Origin of the sequence: Stenotrophomonas sp. WZN-1 (assembly GCF_002192255.1) — a bacterium.
Classification (GTDB): Bacteria; Pseudomonadota; Gammaproteobacteria; order Xanthomonadales; family Xanthomonadaceae; genus Stenotrophomonas.
In genome coordinates, this window is the sequence record NZ_CP021768.1 from 3,644,455 (window position 1) to 3,663,796 (window position 19,342).

A 19,342-nucleotide genomic window follows, 5' to 3' on the forward strand; every position below is an offset into this window, starting at 1 on the left:
ATCCTCGCCCTGCGTTGAGGAGGACCGGTAGGTGCCGACCTTGGTCGGCACTGACTTGCCGCGCGCGGGCAGGCTGTGGTGTGGGCCAAGGTCCACACCCACCGGAAGCCCATCGACCCAGGCCGTGACTTTTTCACGCGGCACCGCTTGAAACCGCCTGCGAATGACGCCAGTCTGTGGCCATGCAGGACCGGATCACACTCCCCGACTGGGATGCACTGGCCGACCTCGAAGACGAGGCGCTGCCACTGTTGCCGACCGCGCTGCTGATCGCGCGCGATGAATACCCCGATCTGCAGCCGTCAACCTACGACGCGCTGATCCAGAGCCACGTCGAGCATCTCCGTTCGGAAGTGGACAGCATCGACAACAGCCCGTTGAAGATGGCGGCGATCAACCGCCACCTGTTCGACGAACTGGGCTACAGCGGCGACCACGACGAGTACTACGATCCGCGCAACAGCTACCTCAACCAGGTATTCGAGCGCCGCCTGGGCAACCCGATCTCGCTGGCGCTGGTGCAGATGGAAGTCGCGCGCCGGCTGGGCATTCCGCTCGACGGCGTGTCCTTCCCCGGCCACTTCCTGGTGCGCCTGCCGGTGGACGACGGCGTGCTGGTGATGGATCCGTTCAATGGCGGCCGCCCGCTGGACGTGGACGAACTGCGCGAGCGGGCCAAGTCACACCTGGGCGGGCAGATGCCCGACGACCAGGTGCTGGCGCAGATCCTCGACCCGGCGCCGGCGCGCGCGATCCTGATGCGCATGCTGCGCAACCTGCACGGCGTGTATGCCGAGGCCGGCGAATGGGACCGCGCCGCGCGCAGTGCCGACCGCCTGCTGAAGCTCGCCCCGGAGCAGGACGATGCGCTGCGTGATCGCGGCCTGGCCTACCTGCAGCTGGAGTACCTGGCCGGTGCCCGCCACGATCTGGGGCAATACCTGAAGCGCAACCCGGAAGCCAGCGATGCGCAGTGGCTGCGCGAGAAGCTGATCGACCTCGGGGGGCCAGTGCCGCGGCTGCATTGAGGGCGTCGGTGTGCGCACCCACCGGTAGCGCCGGGCCATGCCCGGCGGCCATTGCAATCAATCGACCTCGACCATCTCGAAATCGGCCTTGGTCACGCCACAGTCCGGGCAGGTCCAGGTCTCGGGAATGTCCTCCCAGCGCGTCCCCGGCGCGATGCCCTCCTCCGGCAAGCCGTCCGCTTCGCTGTAAAGGAAGCCGCAGACCACGCACATCCAGGTGCGCAAGGTGGTGGGGGTGGCATCGCTCATCGGATAATCAGGGCTGGATTCACGGGCCGCCATTGTCCCATCGCGGTCCACTCACCGGTAGCCATCGATGACTTCTGCTTCCCCGGCGCCCCGCGGCGTCTACCTGATCACCCCGGACGAGCCCGATACCGCGCGCCTGCTGGCCCGCACCGCGCCGCTGCTGGCCGCGGGCGCCACCTGGCTGCAGTACCGCAACAAGACCGCCCGTGACGCGCTGCGGCGCGAGCAGGCCACCGCTCTGCAGGCGCTGTGCATGGAACACGGCGTGCCGCTGATCGTCAACGACGACCCGGCGCTGGCCAAGGCGGTCGGCGCGGCCGGCGTGCATCTGGGCGGCACCGACGGCGACATCCCCAGCGCGCGCGCCCGGCTCGGCCCCGATGCCATCATCGGCGCGTCCTGCTACGACCAGCTGGACAATGCCAAGAAGGCCGTGGCCGCCGGCGCCAGCTACGTGGCCTTCGGCGCGTTCTTCCCGACCACCACCAAGATCACCAGCAGCCGCGCCCATACCGACCTGCTGCGGCAAAGCGCCGCACTGGGCGTGCCGCGGGTGGCGATCGGCGGCCTGACGCCGGACAATGTCGGTCCCATCATCGACGCCGGCGCCGATCTGGTCGCCGTGGTCAGCAGCGTGTTCGCCGCCGAAGACCCGGTTGCGGTCCAGCGCGCCTACCTCGCCCAGTTCGCGTAACGCCCAGGAAATCCGCATGAACCACGACCAGTCCCACGCCCTGTTCTCCCGCGCCCAGCAGCTGCTGCCGGGCGGCGTCAATTCGCCGGTACGCGCGTTCAAGTCGGTCGGTGGGGAACCGTTCTTCGTCGAGCGCGCCGACGGCGCCTACCTGTACGACGTCGATGGCAACCGCTACATCGACTACGTCGGTTCCTGGGGACCGATGATCGTCGGCCACAACCACCCGGCCGTGCGCCAGGCGGTGAAGAAGGCGATCGACAACGGCCTGTCGTTCGGTGCGCCGTGCGCGGCCGAAGTGACCATGGCCGAGACCATCACCCGCCTGGTGCCGTCGTGCGAGATGGTGCGCATGGTCAACTCCGGCACCGAAGCCACGCTGTCGGCGATCCGGCTGGCGCGTGGTGCGACCGGCCGCAACCGCATCGTGAAGTTCGAAGGCTGCTACCACGGCCATGGCGACTCGTTCCTGGTCAAGGCCGGCAGCGGCATGCTGACCCTGGGCGTGCCGACCTCGCCGGGCGTCCCGGCCGGCCTGAGCGAACTGACCCTGACCCTGCCCTACAACGACTTCGAAGCGGCCACTGCCCTGTTCGAACAGCAGGGTAACGACATCGCCGGCCTGATCATCGAACCGGTGGTCGGCAACGCCAACTGCATCCCGCCGCGCGAGGGTTACCTGCAGCACCTGCGCGAACTGTGCACGAAGCACGGCGCGCTGCTGATCTTCGACGAGGTGATGACCGGCTTCCGCGTCGCCCTCGGCGGCGCGCAGGCGCACTACGGCATCACACCGGACCTGACCACCTTCGGCAAGATCATCGGCGGCGGCATGCCGGTGGGTGCCTACGGCGGCCGCCGCGAGCTGATGCAGCAGATCGCCCCGGCCGGCCCGATCTACCAGGCCGGCACGCTGAGCGGCAACCCGGTGGCGATGGCTGCTGGCCTGGCGATGCTGGAACTGATCCGGCAGCCGGGCTTCCACGCCGACCTGGCCGAGCGCACCGCGCGCCTGTGTGCCGGCCTGGAAGCGGCCGCCGCCGAAGCCGGCGTGGCCGTGACCACCACCCGCGTGGGTGCGATGTTCGGCCTGTTCTTCACCAGTGAGAAGGTGGAGACCTATGCGCAGGCCACTGCCTGTGACATCCCGGCGTTCAACCGCTTCTTCCACGCGATGCTGGACCAGGGCGTGTTCCTGGCACCGTCGGCGTACGAGGCCGGTTTCCTGTCCAGCGCCCACGACGATGCCGTGATCGAGGCCACCCTGGCCGCCGCACGCGTGGCATTCAAGGCCGCCAAGGGCTGAGGCTCGCCCTGGTAGGTGCCAACCTTGGTTGGCACAAAAAGGGGACGGAGGGGATCTACTGGTAGAGCCACGCCATGCGTGGCCGCTCAACCGAAGACGAATTTGCCCTTCATCATCGCGAAGTGGCCGGGGAACGAGCAGAAGAAGGTGTAGTCACCGCCCTTCTGCAGCCCCTGGGTAGAGAAGCGCACGCGCGTGGTCTCGCCGCCGCCGATCACTTTGGTATGCGCCAGCACGCGCTTGTCAGCCTTCGGCAGGTAGCTGTCGGCCAAGGTCATGCGCATGCCCGCCATGGCCACCGGCTGGTAATCGGCGGTGCGGGTCAGCACCCAGTTGTGTCCCATCGCGGTGGCGGCGAGCTTGCCGGTGTGGCGCAGGGTCAGGTCCACCGCACTGCAGTCGGCGGCAACCTTGATCTCGCGGCTGCTGAAGCTCATCTGGTCGGTGCTGTCGATGCTCACCGCACACACCCGTGCCATCGCCGACGGCGCCAGCATCAGCGCACCCAGTCCCACTGCCACCATCCAAGCTTTCATCGCTGCATCTCCTGCGGATTCAAGCGCCATTCTAGGCAGGCTCCTGCGGCGCCGTCTGCGACCGTCTGTCGCATGCCAACTCCAGGGTTTCCCGCGCACTCACTGCAGTGGCATGCTCGGCCGATGCGGATCGACCTGTTGCTGCTGGATGTGGATGGCGTTCTGGTGCAGTACCAGCGCGCGCAGCGCGTGCTGCACCTCGCGCAGGCGCTGGAGGTTCCTACGCTGGCCGTGCAGGCCGCGCTGTACGACAGCGGGCTGGAAGCCGCGCACGACAATGGCACGGTGAACGGTCCGGACTATCTGGCACGGCTGGGCGCACTGCTGGGCAGACCCGTCGATGTGACGACATGGACCGCCGCGCGCCAGGCCGCCAGCCATCCGCAGCGCGCGGTGCTGCAGCGACTGCAGGCCCTGCAGCTGCCAATCGCGGTACTGACCAACAATGGCGCACTGATGGTGCAGGCATTGCCCACCCTGCTGCCGGAACTGTTTCCTGCGCTGCAGGGCCGCGTGTTCTGCAGCGCGGATTTCGGCCTGCGCAAACCTGCGCCCGCGGTATTCCTGCGCACACTCGACGTACTCGGCGTGGCGCCTTCGCGCACGCTGTTCGTCGATGATCTGTTCGCCAATGTGCGTGGCGCGCGCGCTGCCGGCCTGCACGCGGAAACCGTGCGCGATGGCCGAGGGTTGGGCAAGGTGTTGAAGCGTTACGCGATGGGCTGATCGGGGGTCAGAGCCCTCTCCTCAGAAGAGGGATCCGACCCCAGCGCCTGGGCTTCAGCGCGCTGCGATGAACGCGGCAATGGCCGCGCGCAGGCGCTTCAGGCCTTCGGCCACTTCTTCGTCGGTGATGTTCAGCGACGGCACGAAGCGCAGCACGTCCGGGCCGGCCTGCAGGGTCAGCAGGCCCTGCTCGGCGGCGTGGTCAAGGATCGCACCGGCCTGGCCGGCAAAGCCCTTGCTCAGCACCGCGCCCAGCATCAGGCCACGGCCACGCACGTCGCTGAACACGCCGAACTCGTCGTTGATGCGGGCGAAGCCATCGCGCAACGCCTTCGACTGGCGGCTGACGTTGGCGGCGATCTCCGCCGAGGCCAGCTTGCGCAGCGCCACGCGGGCCACCGCCGCAGCCAGCGGGTTGCCTCCGAAGGTGGTGCCATGCGCGCCGAACTGCATGGTCTCGGCCACCTTCGGGCCGGCCAGCATCGCGCCGATCGGGAAGCCGCCGCCGAGTGCCTTGGCCAGGGTGACCATGTCCGGCACCACGTCGTCCTGCCAGTGCGCGAACAGCGTGCCGGTACGGCCCATGCCAGCCTGGATCTCGTCCAGCACCAGCAGTGCGTTGTGCTGGTCGCACAGTTCGCGCACGCGCTTGAGGAAGCCGGCCTTGGCCGGCATCACGCCGCCCTCGCCCTGGATCGGCTCCAGCATCACCGCCGCCACGTCGCCGGCGGCCATCGCGGTTTCCAGCTGCACCTCATCGTTGAAATCGATATAGCGGAAGCCACCGGGCAGCGGCTCATAGCCTTCCTGGTACTTCGGCTGGGCGGTGGCCGTCACCGCACCCATGGTGCGACCGTGGAAGCTGCCACGGAAGGTGATGATCACCCGCTTGTCGGCCGGGCGGCCCTGGCTGGAGGCCCACTTGCGGACCATCTTGATCGCCACTTCGTTGGCTTCGGCGCCGGAATTGCACAGGAACACGCGCTCGGCGAAGCGGCTGGCCTTCACCAGCTCCTCGGCCAGGTGCAGCGGCGGCGCGCTGTAGAACACGTTGCTGGTGTGCCAGAGCTTGCCGGCCTGCTCGACCAGCGCGGCCACCAGGTCCGGATCGTTGTGGCCCAGGCCACACACGGCGATGCCGGCGGCCAGGTCGATGAACTCACGGCCCTGGCTGTCCCACACGCGGGCGCCCTGGCCTCGCTCCAGAACCACCTGGCGGGGCTTGTAGACCGGCAGGTAGTAGTGCGAAAGGGAGATCAGCGGATCGGTAGCGGCGGTCATGGCAGTCGGCAGGGTTCAGGAATCCCCATTCTCGCGCCGGAACCCCTGCGGCACAATGCGCCCATGCGACCGTTTTCTGCCCCCCAGCTGAACCCCGCCACCGAGACCGGCTGGCGCCGCCGGTGGTTCGACATCATCTATCGCCACGACTCGCGGCCCTCGCGCAATTTCGACCTGATCCTGGTGGTGGCGATCGTCGCCAGCATCCTGGTGGTGATGATCGACAGCGTGCAGCACCTGCACGCCGAATGGTCCACCGGCCTGTACATCCTGGAATGGGCCTTCACGATCATCTTCACCGCCGAGTACCTGCTGCGGCTGGCGGTGGTCAAACGCCCGCTGCGTTACGCGGTGAGCATCTGGGGCATCATCGACCTGCTGTCGATCCTGCCCGCCTACCTGTCGATGTTCATCCCCGGCGCGCAGAGCCTGCTGGTGGTGCGCGCGCTGCGCATCCTGCGCGTGTTCCGCATCCTCAAGCTGACCCGCTACATCGAGGAAAGCGGCGTCCTCATGACCTCGCTGTGGCGCAGCCGGCGCAAGGTGCTGGTGTTCCTGTTCACGGTGATCACCATCACCATCATCGCCGGTGCGCTGATGTATGTGATCGAAGGACCGGAGCACGGCTTCACCAATATTCCAGCCAGCATGTACTGGGCGGTGGTGACCATGGCCACGGTCGGCTTCGGCGACATCGTGCCGCAGACCGTGCTCGGCCGCTTCGTCACCTCGGTGCTGATCCTGATCGGCTACAGCATCATCGCCGTGCCCACCGGCATCTACACCGCCGAACTGGCCAGCACCATGCGCGAAGCCGAACTGGCTGCGCGCCGTGACGCGCGCGGGTGCCCGCACTGCGGGCTGGAAGGTCACGAACCCGACGCCCGCCACTGCCGCAGATGCGGCGGTGAACTGCCGGATGCGTTCAGCCATTGAGGGTCATGCCGGCCAACGGCCGGCGCTACCGAAACTGCCTGGTGCGCGCCGGGCATGACCCGGCGCGACCCTCGGTAGATCCACGCCCTGCGTGGATCCTCCTCAATGCATGCGGTTGCTGGTGGTCACCAGGTCGTTGTAGGCATCCAGAATCGTCGACTGCGCGCCTTCGGGATCGGTGGTGAGCCAGCTGCCCGATGCCTTGCGCTCGGCCGCCAGCGCATCAGCGGTGATCGGCTTGCCCTGCTCCAGGCGCTCGACACCGCGGCCCGCCGTGCGGACCAGCTTGTCCGCCGAGCGCTGCACATGGCCCCACATCGGGTCGTCCTTGCCGACACCCCCGTTCTGGATTTCCGTCACCAGCGCCTGATAGTCGGCCAGCTGCCTGCGCAGCACCGCCACATCCGGTGCGTCGCCCTGGAACGCCATCGCCAGCTGCTTGCCGTCACCGACAAGGCGCAGGTGGTAATACGCCAGCGAACGGCCCTCGCGTTCCTCGATCTGCTTCAGCTGAGCGGCGCGACGACCGTTCTCGTTCTTTTCCAGCGCCGCATCCATCGCTTCGCTGGCCTTGAAAAACTCAGCATAGGCCTGCATCAGCGGAGCATGCTGGCTGCGCATTCCTTCACCGCCGTCACGACGATAGTCTTCGCGGGTGAAATAGCCATCGGCGCGCTCGACCAGGGTGTTCAGAGCCTGGAACGCCTGCTGGTACTGCCGCGCGGGCGCATCCAGCGGCGTCGCGGGGGACTTTGCCAGCGCATCGGTCAGCGGCTGGCCGCAGTACTCGACGCGGTGCGACAGCACCTTGCCGGGTGAGCGCGGCTGCGCTTCCTTGCCGGTCGGGCCCGCCTTGGGGTCCTTCATCCAGCCCGTGTAGGTCTGGAAGCCTTCATGGATGGGCTGTTCGACGCCGTTGTAGCACTCGATGTAGGCGTTGATCTTTTCCAACCCGGGATCGGCGACAGCCAGGCCCGCCGGGCTGTTGCAGCCGGCCAGCGCGCCGAGCAGGAGAACAGGAAGCAGGCGTATGGATGTGTTCAAATCAGTTCCTTGCACCAGTGATAACTGCAGCCATCGTCCTGCATGGCGCGGGCGCGCGCTCCAGCACCTCGGGAAGGTGCTGGTATTCGGGGCTGCGGGGTGTGTCATACCGCAATCAACCTGCTCAATCGCGACAAAAATGACGCGCTGAGCTTCCCGCTTACTGGCGGTTGCTCTGGAAAACCAGCGAGTTGTATTCCTGCATCAGCTTGCTGGCCGAGCCGCGCGGCGCCATCGAGGGCGAATCCAGCATGCGCCGTTCGAAATCGCTGTAGGGCGTCTTGCTGCTGACCCGCTGCAGCCGCTCCTTGCCTTCGCGCCGGAAGTTCTCGGCTTCGCGCTCGAAGCTGTTCCAGTCCAGCTTGCCCGGCTCCTGATCGGCCACCTTGGCATGCGCCTCGTCGGAAATACGGTTGAAGGCGTCGAGTCGTTCACGGGCTTGAGCCGGATCAAAGTCGTCCTCGCTCATCAGCTCCACGATGGCCTTGGCTTCCAGCATCATCGCCAGACGGTAGTACGCGCGCGTGCGCCCCTCGGCCTGCTCCAGCGCCTTGAGCTGCTCGCGCTGGGCAGCGTCGTTCTGGCGCTCCAGCTCGGCATTGAACGTTTCGCTGGCAGCCACGAAATCCTTGAAGGCAGCCATCAAGGGCGCGTGCAGCTGCTTGCCCCTGGCAAACTGGTCGTCTTCGTAGTCCTGGCGATCATAGTAGTCATGGGCGTCCTTGCTGAGCGGCACCAGCGCCTTCAGCACCTGCTGGTAATGGCTGGCAGCGGCATCGAGATCGGCCAGCGCCGGCTTGGCAGCCATCGCCTCGGTCACCGGGGCGTCGCACTGCTTCATGTCGTAGTCGCTGATCTCGAACGGCCCGTACACATGCGTCTCGCGCCCGGTCGGGCCAGCCTCGACGTCCTTGATCCAGCGCGTGTAGGACTGGAGGCTGTCGTGCGTCTTCGAATCAAGCGTGTTGAAGCAGCCGATGTAGGCGTTGAGCTTGGCGGTCAACTGCTGCTGTGTGTCGGACGGGGCCGTGCTGGCGTCCGGCGTGCCGGAAGCAGCGGCGCCACCCGCAGCTGCGGGGGCCTTGCCACCGCAGGCGGTCAGGATCAACGACAGCGAAGCGGCCAGCGCCGCGACGGAAAGAGTGCGTGACATCAGTTCACATCCCTGTTGAAAACGATTACAGCCGCATATTCTAGCGCAGCAGGCCGAGGGTCGCAGCCCTCGGCCTCATCCCGCGACGCGCGGTCAATCCAGGAACAGATCCGGCAACAACGGCCGCGACGGATCCACCGCATAGCCGGACAGATCGGTGACGCCCGCCTGCGCCAGCACTTCATCGTCGATCAGGAACTGGCCGTGGAAGCCGGCCGCTTCACGCACCAGCACCGCATGGGCAGCGTCGGCCATGATCTGCGGCGTACGGCAGCCGGCCGCATCCACGCCGGGAATCATGTTGATCGCATCCGTGGCGATCACCGTGCGCGGCCACAGCGCATTCACCGCCACACCCTGCGGGCCGAATTCCGCGGCCAGACCGAGCGTGACGAAGCTCATGCCCATCTTCGCCAGCGTGTAGCCGGTATGCGCGCCCCACCACTTCGGTTCCAGGCTCGGCGGCGGTGCCAGGGTGAGGATGTGCGGGTTCGGCGCCTGCAGCAGGTACGGCAGGCAGGCCTGCGCACACAGGAAGCTGCCACGCGAATTGACCTGCTGCATCAGGTCGAAGCGCTTCATCGGCGTATCCAGCGTGCCACGCAGCCAGATCGCACTGGCGTTGTTGATCAGGATATCGATGCCACCGAAGGTGTCGACCGTAGCAGCAACTGCGGCCTGTACCTGCTCCTCCTCGCGGATGTCGCACTTCAGCGCCAGCCCTTGGCCGCCGGCCGCCGTAACGGCCTCGGCTGCGGTGTGGATGGTGCCCGGCAGCTTCGGATTCGGCACCGACGACTTGGCCGCGATCGCCACGTTGGCCCCGTCGCGCGCAGCGCGCAGTGCGATGGCCAGGCCGATGCCGCGCGAGGCTCCGGTGATGAAAAGGGTTTTGCCCTGCAGACTGCCCACGTTCCACACTCCAGCGTATGCATTGAACGGCTAGTATGCCGCGCCGACGCGGAGTTCACCCGGCCTTGACGATACTCGGGCCTCCAGTCAACGCACGAGGTCCACGCCATGCGCCGTTCCCGCCTGTTGCTGCCTGCCCTGGGGCTTGCCCTGCTGACCGCCTGCCAAGGCCGTTCGCCGGAACCCGGCAAGGAGCCTCCTGCCGGTGACGCGCCCAGCGCAGAGCAGGCCGCCGCCGACGGCAAGCTGCGCTGGAGTGAGGCAGTGGTGTGGGATGGCGACCTCAACGCCTGCCGCCAGGGCGAGAATGCGGCCACCCGCGAGTGCCTGCGCGATGCGATGCGCGCCGGTGGTGCCAGCGCCGATGCGATCACCGCCGCCGAACAGTTGTCCACCGGCGGCGAGCTGGCCTATGTGACCGCCTGGCACGAGAACGAAGGACTGGGCATTGCCACGGTCGAATACCCGTTCCGCGCCAACACCAACGAAGGCACCCGCCTGGTCGACGCCAGCGGCAAGCGCATCGACGTGGATGCCGTGCAATTGGACGACACCCTGCGTGCCGACCCCGCCGTGCAGGAACTGCTGAAGGCCAACCCGCAGGCCACGCCGTTCGCACCGGCGCAGTCGGCCGGGGCCACGCCGCTGGAGAACGGCGGCATCCGCCTGCTGTACCGCACGCCGCTGCGCGACTGCCACGCCTGCCCGGATGTGGGCCAGCTGCAGATCGCCTACGACTTCGACGCCAAGCGCAACTTCATCGGCCAGCAGGTAGTGCCAGCGACGCCGTAAGCAGGTAGCGGCGGGCCATGCCCGGCGGACGCAACGTCCAATGCCGCCGGGCATGGCCCGGCGCTACCGATAGGCGCGCACCTGCTTTTTCAACAGGTGCGGCACGATCAATCGATGTACCGGCGCCACCGGCAGCATGTACACGCGCCCGAACGCGTTGTGCGTATGCACCACCGTCGCCACTTCCAGCACGTCACCCCGCCACTGCAGGGCCAGCTGCACACGCAGGTGGCGGTCGTCGTCTTCCAGCACGATGGCATCGTCGTCCAGCGACTGCAGGGTGAAGATGCCCAGCCGTTGCCCCGGACGCGGCTGCGCGATGTCCTGCACCGCACGCAACGAGCCCAGGTGCTTCATGCCGAGCAGGCGCATGCCGCGATTGCGCAGCGCCATCAGCCCATCGAACCAGCCGGGAATGGTCGCCGCCATATCGCGATAGGCCTGCAAGGCCGAGCGCCCATCACGACGGGTCGTCGCCTGGCAGGCGTGCACGAAGTCGGCGCCAGCCAACTGTGGGCGCAGGACGCTGCCCGCGCTCGGCGGGCCGGTCACCACCTGCGCAGGGCTCACGGCTTCGGCCCCTGCCCCTCGTTGTCTTCCCAATGCAGGATGCGGCGGGTGACGAAGCGATAGACCGGCTTGCCGGTGGCGAACCACAGGTCGCGCACCCACGAGGTGCGCTTGAGCACGCGCTTCTCCACCGGGGTGAGCGACTCGCGGCAATACATGCGCTTGTGCTTGAGGAGATGGCGCAGGTCCTCGCGGGCCAGCAGGCGCATCCAGCGCGAGCGCGGGTTGCCGATCACCGCCAGCTGGAAGTCGATCAATGCCGGGCGGCCGCCGTCGGTGACCAGCCAGTTGGCTTCCTTGGCCAGATCATTGTGTGCCACGCCATTGCGATGCAGCTGCTGCAGCAGGCGACGCGCGGCGCGGAACCAGGCCAGGTCACCGCGTGGCGGACGCTGGTACATGGCATCGCCGGCCATGAAGCTGCGGTCGAGATGACGGCCATCCCACGCCAGCAGCCGCGGCACATCGGCCATGCCGTGGAGGTGGCGCAGCGCGCGTGCTTCGCGGCGGGCCAGCCACCAGGCCGGCAGCCGCAACCACAGCGGCGTGGCGCCCAGATCACGGCGTACGAAGGGGCCGGCAGGCCCTTCCACAAGGAGGATGCGACCGAAGCTGTCGGCCTTCAGGGCGTGCGAGGGCGTGTCTGGCGAATGCGGCATGTGCCCATTCTAGGCGATGGCGACGGTTGCAAACGGTCACGAAGCGGCTGGGAACCAGTCACCTTCACGCCCCTATAATCGGGCAATGGACTCTTCATGGATCGACGCCACCCTCGCGTGGATTGCCGCTCACCCCGTGCTGGCGGGTGCCGTTATCTTCCTCATCGCCTTCTGCGATGCGGTGATCATTCTCGGTGCCATCGTGCCGGCCCTGCCACTGTTGTTCGCAGTGGGCGTGTTCATCGGCCTGGGCCAGATCTCCGGGCCGTATGCGGTGGCGGCGGCGGCGCTGGGTGCGTTCGCCGGTGATGGCATCAGCTACTGGATCGGCCGCCGCTGGGGCGACCGCCTGCGTGGCGTGTGGCCGTTCAGCCGCTACCCGCAGCTGCTCGACCGCGGCGAGAACCTGTTCCGCCGCAATGCCTTCAAGAGCATCCTGATCGCACGCTACGTGGGCGCCATCCGCCCGTTCGTGCCGGCCATCGCCGGCATGATGAAGATGCCCGCCAGCCGCTACGTGCAGGCCAGTGGTATCGCCAGCATTTCGTGGGCGGTGCTGTTCCTGGCACCGGGCTGGGTGCTTGGCGAGGCCTACGACGCGGTGGCTGCGGTGGCCGGGCGGCTGGTGGTGGTGGTCGGCCTGCTGGCGGTGATCCTCGGCCTGGTCTGGGCGATCGTGCTGTACGGCTACCGCTGGTCGGCCGCACGCATGGACAACTGGCTGGCACGCCTGCTCGACTGGTCCAACCGCCATCCGACACTGGGCCGCTATACCGTCGGTGTACTGGACCCGAAGCGGCGTGAGTCGGTGCCGCTGGCAATGCTGGCGTTGATGCTGCTGGTGCTGGGCTGGGGCTGGTTCGCGCTGCTGACCGTGGTGGTCGCGCACGGTGAACCGCTGGCGATCGACCTGCTGGTGCACCAGGCCATGCTGGCCCTGCGCAACCCGTTGGCCGATTACCCGATGGCCGCTCTGGCGTCGCTGGGTGCCTGGCAGGTATTGCTGCCGGCCACCGCGGCGGCGATGGGCTACCTGATCTGGCGCCGGCGCTGGATGGCGGCCGCGCACTGGCTGGCCGCCCTCGCCTTCGGCCTGGCATTGACCATGCTGCTCGGTGCCACGGTGGATGTGGTGCGACCGGTCGATGCCAGCAGTGGCTTCGGCTTCCCGTCGGTGTCGGTGACCATGGCCACCATCACCTTCGGCTTCTTCGCGGTGCTGATCGCCCGCGAGATGCCCGGCCGCACCCGCGTCTGGCCGTACCTGGTGTCGGGCATCGTGGTCAGCCTGATCGGCTTCTCGCGCCTGTACCTGGGCGCGCATTGGCTGAGCGACGTGATCGGCGGCATGCTGTTCGGCACGTTCTGGCTGCTGGTGCTGGGCATCGCCTACCGCCGCCGGTTCAACCGCTCGTTCTGGGTGAAGCCGGTGGCGTGGCTGTTCTACGGCGTCTTTGCCGTCGCCGCGATGTGGTACGCACCGCGCCATATTCCGGTGAAGCTGGAACGCTTCGAGCCGACCCTGCCGGCCCCGCAGGCGATGGACATGCAGGCCTGGTGGCAGCACGACTGGGCGAAGCTGCCGGCGCGCCGCAACGAGTTCGACGACGACCAGCGCTGGCCGCTGGACGTGCAGGTGGCAGGCCCGCTGGCGCCGCTGCAGGCGCAGCTGGAAGTACGCGGCTGGAAGCGGCAGGAACAGGCCGGCTGGCAGGAAGCGCTGCTGATGCTGGACAAGAACACCGGTGCCGACGAACTGCCGGTGCTGCCGGCCACGCTGGAAACGCGCGTGGAAGCGCTGCTGATGGTGCGCCAGGGTGCGCAGCCGGATGAGCGCTATGTGCTGCGCCTGTGGCCGGCGCCGGCCCGGCTGCAACCGGGCAACACGCCGCTATGGCTGGGCAGCGCGCAGACCCTGCGCTACGAGCGTCATTTCGAGTGGATCGGCATGTGGCACCCGCTGCGTGGCGTCGACCCGGCGCTGAACGCGGTGAAGGACGCCGTGCAGGACCTGCCGCAGCGCGAGGATGTGCACAGCGAAACCGGGTTGCCGGTGCTGCGGTTGAAGACGACGCCGTGATGGAGCCGCCGGGCATGGCCCGGCGCTACCGCCGCGCTCTGGCCGTCGCCACCGCTGGTGGGGGTTTACTGGCTACGGCATCCAGCCCAGCAACTGCTGCAGGCGCTGGTGCGGGTCGTCCATCTGCAGCAGTTGCAGGCGCTGCTGCTCGCTCAGCGGCAACAGCTCGGCCAGCCGCCAGCCGACCCAGCTGGCCTGGTCCAGCAACGCCGGGTTGGCCGGCGCATAGGCCTCGCCGGCCTGTTCGATGATGTGCCCCAGCACTGTGGCCAGCAGCGCGTGCTGCGGCCGCAGTTCGTCGTCGGGGTCTTCCTCGCACCAGCGCACGTCGGCCACCACCAGGCCGTTGTCACGCACGCGGGTACGCTCCACATGGAAGCGGCGGGTACCGCGCAGGCGCAGCTGCAGCACGCCATCTGCGCCGACATCGAAGTCTTCGATGCGTACCTGCACGCCATAGGCCGCCGGTGTCGCTGGTGCGCCAACTTCCTCGCCATCGAGGATCAGGCAGACACCAAACCCCTCACCACTGCGGCCGCTGTCGCGGACCAGGTCCAGATAGCGCCGCTCGAATACACGCAGGCCCACCGCCGCACCCGGTACCAGCGTGGTGTGCAGCGGAAACAGCGGCAGCGGGTTGTCGACGCTCATCGGGCCTGCAGGGCGGCGAGGAAGCGGCGCGGAGCGCCGTCGAAGCCACCATTGGACATGAACACCACGTGGTCGCCGCTGCGCGCGCTGGACTGCAGCTGCGCCAGCAATGCATCGGTATCCGGCACCGCGTGGGCTTCACCACGTACCGCCGCGATCACTGCAGCAGCATCCCAGGCCAGTTCCGGACGATGCAGGAACACCACTTCATCGGCCAGCGCCAGCGACGGTGCCAGTGCCTGCGCATGTGCGCCCAGCCGCATCGAGTTGCTGCGCGGTTCCATCGCGACCACGATGCGCGCATCGCCCACCTTGGCACGCAGGCCTTCCAGCGTGGTGGCGATTGCGGTCGGGTGATGGGCGAAATCGTCGTACACGGTGATGCCGTCATGGCTGCCGATCACTTCCATGCGGCGCTTGACGCTGCGGAAGCGCGCCAGCGCCGGAATCACCTCGGCCGGCGCCACGCCCACTGCATGCGCGGCGGCCAGCGCGGCCAGGCCGTTGAGCACGTTGTGGCGGCCCAGCAGCGACCACTGCACATCGCCCAGCGCCTGCCCGCGATGGTGCACGCGGAACGCACTACCATCGGCGGCCAGCAGTTCGGCATGCCATTCCAGCGACGGATCGAATCCGAAACGCTCGACCGGGGTCCAGCAGCCCATCGCCAGCACTTCGGCCAGGTGCTGATCCTCGCCGTTGACGATCAGGCGGCCACGCGCCGGTACCGTCCGCACCAGGTGATGGAACTGGCGCTGGATCGCCGCCACGTCCGGGAAGATATCAGCGTGGTCGTATTCGAGGTTGTTGAGGATGGCCACCAGCGGCCGGTAGTGCACGAACTTGCTGCGCTTGTCGAAGAAGGCCGTGTCGTACTCATCGGCTTCGACCACGAACTCGCGTCCCTGGCCCAGGCGCGCGGAGACGCCGAAATCCTCGGCGACGCCCCCGATCAGGAAGCCCGGCGAGCGCCCGGCGCTTTCCAGCAGCCAGGTGAGGATGGTGGTGGTGGTGGTCTTGCCGTGGGTGCCGGCCACGGCCAGCGTGTCGCGCCCCGGCAGGACCTGCTCGGAGAGCCACTGGGCGCCGGAAATGTAGCGCTGGCCGGCATCGAGCACGGCCTCGACCGCGGCATTGCCGCGCGACAGTGCGTTGCCGATCACCACCTCGTCGGTGCCGGCCGGCACGCTGTCGGCGCGGTAGCCCTGGTCCAGAGTGATGCCCAGCTGCTCGAGCTGGGTGGACATCGGCGGGTAGATGGCCTGGTCGCTGCCGCTGACCGAGTGGCCCAGTTCCCGCGCCAGGGCGGCCACGCCGCCCATGAAGGTGCCGGCGATTGCAAGGATATGTACGCTGCTCATGACCGAGGATTGTGACCGATGACGGCTGTATAGGGCCAATGTCCGATCCCGGGTAAGACAACCCCTACACGGGATGTGAGAAAACTCCAAGCAGCTGTCAGGGAATTCCCGATAGCGATGTTCTGTGAACCCGGACACAATTCGAACTGCCAGCCGCAGTACCCGAACCGGTCCTACTCCCCAAGAGGCCATCCCCAAGGGAGCTCATGCTGCGGGGCCCTGAGCAAGCCCTTCGCTGGCGCCTATCAAACGACACAGGCCTGATCCTCGCGGACCAGGCCTGTGTTTTTTTGCGCCCGAGGAGCCGGCAGTTCGCGCCGGCCCAGTCGGATCAGGCCTTGATCGCCGCCAGGATGCGGGCTTCGATCTCGTCCAGCTCACCGACGCCATCGACGCGGGCCAGGGTGCCACGGCCGGCGTAGAAATCGACCACCGGGGCGGTCTGGTCGTTGTAGACCTGCAGACGCTGGCGCACCGCTTCCGGATTGTCATCGGCGCGGCCCTGCTCCTTGGCACGGCCGGCGATGCGGTCGACCAGCAGTTCGGTGGCCACGTCCAGCTGCACCACGGCGTCCAGCGGCTGGCCGATCTTGGCCAGCAGGCCGTCCATCGCATTGGCCTGGGCCACGTTGCGCGGGTAACCATCGAGGATGAAGCCCTTGGCGACATCAGCCTGGGTCAGGCGCGACTCCAGCATGCCCAGCAGGATGTCGTCCGACACCAGGTTGCCGGCATCCATCACCGTCTTGGCCTGCTTGCCCAGCTCCGTGCCGGCGGCGATTTCCGCGCGCAGCATGTCACCGGTCGAAATGTGGGCGATCCCCAGCTTTTCCTTCAGGCGCGTCGCCTGTGTCCCCTTGCCCGAACCGGGCGGTCCCAACAGAACCAATCGCATTGACCTGACTCCAACGTGTTGAAAACAAAGAAGGTTCGCGTCCCGGACGGTCCGGTATCGCTGCACCGCAATAGCGCCACTTTACCGCATCCGGGTAATGTCCCTGCAATGTCCCCTCCCCCGAGCAGGTAGAAGCATGCGCAACGGTACTCTCCTTTATGCCCAGTCCGGCGGTGTCACCGCCGTCATCAATGCCACGGCAGCAGCGGTGATCGAGCAGGCACGGGCCAAGGGCATCAAGGTCCTGGCCGCCCGCAACGGCATCCTCGGCGCCCTGCGCGAGGAGCTGATCGACACCAGCAAGGAGAGCGCCGCAGCCATTCGCGCGCTGGCCCATACCCCGGGCGGCGCCTTCGGCTCGTGCCGGGTCAAGCTGAAATCGCTGGACGCCGACCGCGCCCGCTACGACCGTCTGCTGGAGGTGCTGCGCGCGCATGACGTACGCTGGTTCCTCTACAACGGTGGCAACGATTCGGCCGATACCGCGCTGAAGGTCTCGCAGCTGGCCAAGGCCTCCGGCTACGACCTGACCTGCATCGGCGTGCCCAAGACCATCGACAACGATCTGGCGGTGACCGACACCTGCCCCGGCTTCGGCTCGGCGGCCAAATACACCGCCGTCTCGGTGCGCGAGGCGGCGCTGGACGTGGCGGCCATGGCCGAGACCTCCACCCGCGTCTTCATCTACGAGGCCATGGGCCGCCACGCCGGCTGGCTGGCCGCAGCCGCCGGCCTGGCCGGCAACGGCGATGACGAAGCACCGCACATCATCCTGCTGCCCGAGCGCGCCTACGACGAAGCCGTCTTCCTGGCCAAGGTGAAGGCCGTGGTCGAGCGCGTCGGCTACTGCGTGGTGGTGGCGTCGGAAGGTATCGCGACCGCCGATGGCCGCTTCGTCGCCGACGCCGGTGGCGGCAAGGATTCGTTCGGTCATTCGCAGCTGGGCGGCGTGGCGGCCCATCTTGCGGGACGGGTCAAGGACCAGCTCGGCCTGAAGGTGCATTGGGCACTGCCCGACTACCTGCAGCGCTCGGCCCGCCACCTGGCCAGCAGGACCGACTGGGAGCAGGCCCAGGCAGTCGGCAAGGCCGCCGTGCAGCTGGCACTGAAGGGACAGAACGGTGTGATGCCGGTGATCGTGCGCAGCAGCGATGCGCCCTATCGCTGGAAGATCGAAGCCGCACCACTGTCGAAGATCGCCAACCACGAGAAGAAGATGCCGGCCGGCTTCATCCGCCGCGATGGCTTCGGCATCACTGCCAAGGCACGCGCCTACCTGTCGCCGCTGATCAAGGGTGAAGCACCGCTGCCGTACGGCACCGACGGCGTGCCGAAGTACGTGACGCTGAAGAACGTGGCAGTGAAGCAGAAGCTGCCGGCCTTCGAGGGCTGAGGTGCACCCGCGCCCTGTGTGGAGCACAGGGCGCATTGCGGTAGCCGCCGAAGCGCCCCACAATCGGGCTCCGGCCCGGGGCAAAGGGGCCGCCGCAAACCAGATTCGACGCTGCCCAGCCTTCAAGGCCCGGGCCTGTGCTGCCATTTCACAAGGACTGTAACCATGAAGCACCCGATCCTGATCGCCGCGCTGCTGTGCGGTGCTGCCGCGCCGGCCTTCGCTGCGACCTGCGAAAGCAACTTCCAGAAGAAGGGCAATCCCTTCGTCGGCACTACCTTCACTTCATCGGTCACCCACCCGGACCTGACCGTGGCCAGCGCCATCGGCCAGATGCGGGTGATCGCCAAAAACGCCAACATGGACGTCCTCAGCGAGGACGTGGAAGGTGGCTCGATGCTGATCGAAGAGCCGGAATCCATGGCCCACAAGCCGATTCCGATGATCATCAGTGCCACCGCCGAAGGCGGCCAGGGCACCGTCGGCATGGTGGTGAAGGTCAACAAGGGCGCCATTGCCTCGGCCGACGGCGTGCGCGAAGAAATGTGCAAGCTGCTCAACCAGATCAAGCCGGGCAAGGCTGGCGAACAGGCGGCCAAGGCGACTCCGCAGGCGTCGGTGGTAACGATTGCCGCCGACCGTTTCGGCTTCCAGCTGCGCAACCAGAACAAGGACAACCCGGCCGCAGTCGAGCCGCGCTACAAGGGCAAGACCTACGCCATTACCGGCCGCATCACCACCGTCCTGCGCAGTGGCGGCACCTACAACACCAGCTTCGACCTGCCCAGCGATGGCAGCATCGACTTTGAACGCGTGGCCATTTCCTGCTCGTTCGCAGCCAACCAGGCCGCGTATGCGCTGGCCCTGCGTCCGCGCGAGAAGGTGACGCTGACCGGCGTGGTCGACAGCTACGACCAGATTGGTCGTGTGTTGTGGCTGAAGGACTGCCGCGGCAATTGATCGCTGCCGGCATGGGGAAAGGCCCGGGTGCGCAAGCGCCCGGGCCTTTTCGTTTCCACAACGGTTCACGCCTGGCGCACGTGCGTCGCAGCAGGATGGATGCCCCGCCTGGAGAT

20 protein-coding genes are annotated in these 19,342 nt (G+C 67.4%); 9 read left to right on the top strand and 11 right to left on the bottom strand.

The genetic code is table 11. The features are described from left to right. The first annotated feature begins 182 nt into the window (after positions 1–182). Positions 183–1,028 (top strand): SirB1 family protein, encoded by an 846-nt coding sequence (locus tag CCR98_RS17065; protein WP_049446553.1) that lies wholly within the window; start codon positions 183–185, stop codon positions 1,026–1,028. Between the two features lie 57 nt (positions 1,029–1,085). Here the strand turns inward: CCR98_RS17065 and CCR98_RS17070 are convergent, their stop codons facing one another. Beyond that, on the bottom strand, positions 1,086–1,310 hold the full coding sequence (locus tag CCR98_RS17070; protein WP_006467103.1) for a rubredoxin: 225 nt from the start codon (positions 1,308–1,310) through the stop codon (positions 1,086–1,088). A 34-nt stretch (positions 1,311–1,344) separates the two neighbouring features. Here CCR98_RS17070 and thiE point away from each other — a divergent pair, with 34 nt between their 5' ends. After that, positions 1,345–1,971, top strand: a complete 627-nt coding sequence (gene thiE, locus CCR98_RS17075; RefSeq protein ID WP_087923526.1) for a thiamine phosphate synthase — start codon at positions 1,345–1,347, stop codon at positions 1,969–1,971. Between the two features lie 16 nt (positions 1,972–1,987). Next, positions 1,988–3,277 (top strand): glutamate-1-semialdehyde 2,1-aminomutase, encoded by a 1,290-nt coding sequence (gene hemL / locus CCR98_RS17080; RefSeq protein ID WP_087923527.1) that lies wholly within the window; start codon positions 1,988–1,990, stop codon positions 3,275–3,277. A gap of 86 nt (positions 3,278–3,363) precedes the next feature. Here the strand turns inward: hemL and azu are convergent, their stop codons facing one another. Beyond that, positions 3,364–3,813 (bottom strand): azurin, encoded by a 450-nt coding sequence (gene azu, locus CCR98_RS17085; RefSeq protein ID WP_075676335.1) that lies wholly within the window; start codon positions 3,811–3,813, stop codon positions 3,364–3,366. A gap of 123 nt (positions 3,814–3,936) precedes the next feature. Between azu and CCR98_RS17090 the strand changes: the two genes are divergently transcribed. Continuing rightward, the gene (locus CCR98_RS17090; RefSeq protein ID WP_087923528.1) at positions 3,937–4,539 is read left to right on the top strand and encodes an HAD-IA family hydrolase; all 603 of its coding nucleotides are present in this window, start codon (positions 3,937–3,939) and stop codon (positions 4,537–4,539) included. 54 nt (positions 4,540–4,593) lie between these two features. On the opposite strand, the gene CCR98_RS17095 is transcribed toward CCR98_RS17090, so the two are convergent. Continuing rightward, complete coding sequence (locus CCR98_RS17095; RefSeq protein WP_087923529.1) at positions 4,594–5,820, bottom strand: acetylornithine transaminase; 1,227 nt, start codon at positions 5,818–5,820, stop codon at positions 4,594–4,596. A 63-nt stretch (positions 5,821–5,883) separates the two neighbouring features. Here CCR98_RS17095 and CCR98_RS17100 point away from each other — a divergent pair, with 63 nt between their 5' ends. Continuing rightward, positions 5,884–6,756 (top strand): ion transporter, encoded by an 873-nt coding sequence (locus tag CCR98_RS17100; RefSeq protein WP_087923530.1) that lies wholly within the window; start codon positions 5,884–5,886, stop codon positions 6,754–6,756. A 102-nt stretch (positions 6,757–6,858) separates the two neighbouring features. On the opposite strand, the gene CCR98_RS17105 is transcribed toward CCR98_RS17100, so the two are convergent. The 3 genes from CCR98_RS17105 to CCR98_RS17115 form a co-directional block, all read right to left on the bottom strand. Next, positions 6,859–7,800: a YiiG family protein gene (locus CCR98_RS17105; protein ID WP_087923531.1), complete on the bottom strand. Its 942-nt coding sequence runs from the start codon at positions 7,798–7,800 to the stop codon at positions 6,859–6,861. Between the two features lie 160 nt (positions 7,801–7,960). Continuing rightward, positions 7,961–8,953 carry a YiiG family protein gene (locus CCR98_RS17110; protein WP_087923532.1) on the bottom strand — a complete coding sequence of 331 codons (993 nt, stop codon included), beginning with the start codon at positions 8,951–8,953 and terminating at the stop codon, positions 7,961–7,963. A 93-nt stretch (positions 8,954–9,046) separates the two neighbouring features. Continuing rightward, a complete protein-coding gene (locus tag CCR98_RS17115) occupies positions 9,047–9,865 on the bottom strand; it encodes an NAD(P)-dependent oxidoreductase (protein WP_014038366.1) in 819 nt (272 codons plus the stop codon). A gap of 108 nt (positions 9,866–9,973) precedes the next feature. Between CCR98_RS17115 and CCR98_RS17120 the strand changes: the two genes are divergently transcribed. Next, positions 9,974–10,657, top strand: a complete 684-nt coding sequence (locus CCR98_RS17120) for a hypothetical protein (protein WP_087923533.1) — start codon at positions 9,974–9,976, stop codon at positions 10,655–10,657. Positions 10,658–10,720: 63 nt separating this feature from the next. Here the strand turns inward: CCR98_RS17120 and CCR98_RS17125 are convergent, their stop codons facing one another. Both CCR98_RS17125 and CCR98_RS17130 read right to left on the bottom strand, forming a co-directional pair. Continuing rightward, a complete protein-coding gene (locus CCR98_RS17125) occupies positions 10,721–11,227 on the bottom strand; it encodes a DUF2867 domain-containing protein (RefSeq protein ID WP_087923534.1) in 507 nt (168 codons plus the stop codon). After that, the gene (locus tag CCR98_RS17130) at positions 11,224–11,886 is read right to left on the bottom strand and encodes a serine/threonine-protein kinase (RefSeq protein WP_087923535.1); all 663 of its coding nucleotides are present in this window, start codon (positions 11,884–11,886) and stop codon (positions 11,224–11,226) included. Before CCR98_RS17130 ends, CCR98_RS17125 begins: the two co-directional genes overlap by 4 nt. An 85-nt stretch (positions 11,887–11,971) precedes the next feature. Here CCR98_RS17130 and CCR98_RS17135 point away from each other — a divergent pair, with 85 nt between their 5' ends. Then, positions 11,972–13,966, top strand: coding sequence for a bifunctional DedA family/phosphatase PAP2 family protein (locus CCR98_RS17135; protein WP_087923536.1), 1,995 nt, complete (start codon positions 11,972–11,974; stop codon positions 13,964–13,966). A gap of 72 nt (positions 13,967–14,038) precedes the next feature. Here CCR98_RS17135 and CCR98_RS17140 read toward each other — a convergent pair whose 3' ends face one another. The 3 genes from CCR98_RS17140 to CCR98_RS17150 form a co-directional block, all read right to left on the bottom strand. Continuing rightward, positions 14,039–14,617 (bottom strand): LON peptidase substrate-binding domain-containing protein, encoded by a 579-nt coding sequence (locus CCR98_RS17140; protein WP_087923537.1) that lies wholly within the window; start codon positions 14,615–14,617, stop codon positions 14,039–14,041. Next, positions 14,614–15,978, bottom strand: a complete 1,365-nt coding sequence (gene mpl / locus CCR98_RS17145) for a UDP-N-acetylmuramate:L-alanyl-gamma-D-glutamyl-meso-diaminopimelate ligase (protein ID WP_087923538.1) — start codon at positions 15,976–15,978, stop codon at positions 14,614–14,616. The genes CCR98_RS17140 and mpl overlap by 4 nt, the downstream gene beginning before the upstream one ends. Before the next feature lie 331 nt (positions 15,979–16,309). Then, complete coding sequence (locus tag CCR98_RS17150) at positions 16,310–16,873, bottom strand: adenylate kinase (RefSeq protein WP_014038375.1); 564 nt, start codon at positions 16,871–16,873, stop codon at positions 16,310–16,312. Between the two features lie 136 nt (positions 16,874–17,009). Between CCR98_RS17150 and CCR98_RS17155 the strand changes: the two genes are divergently transcribed. Both CCR98_RS17155 and CCR98_RS17160 read left to right on the top strand, forming a co-directional pair. Continuing rightward, a complete protein-coding gene (locus tag CCR98_RS17155; RefSeq protein WP_087923539.1) occupies positions 17,010–18,266 on the top strand; it encodes a 6-phosphofructokinase in 1,257 nt (418 codons plus the stop codon). 165 nt (positions 18,267–18,431) lie between these two features. Then, positions 18,432–19,226, top strand: a complete 795-nt coding sequence (locus CCR98_RS17160; protein WP_087923540.1) for a hypothetical protein — start codon at positions 18,432–18,434, stop codon at positions 19,224–19,226. Positions 19,227–19,342 lie beyond the last annotated feature (116 nt).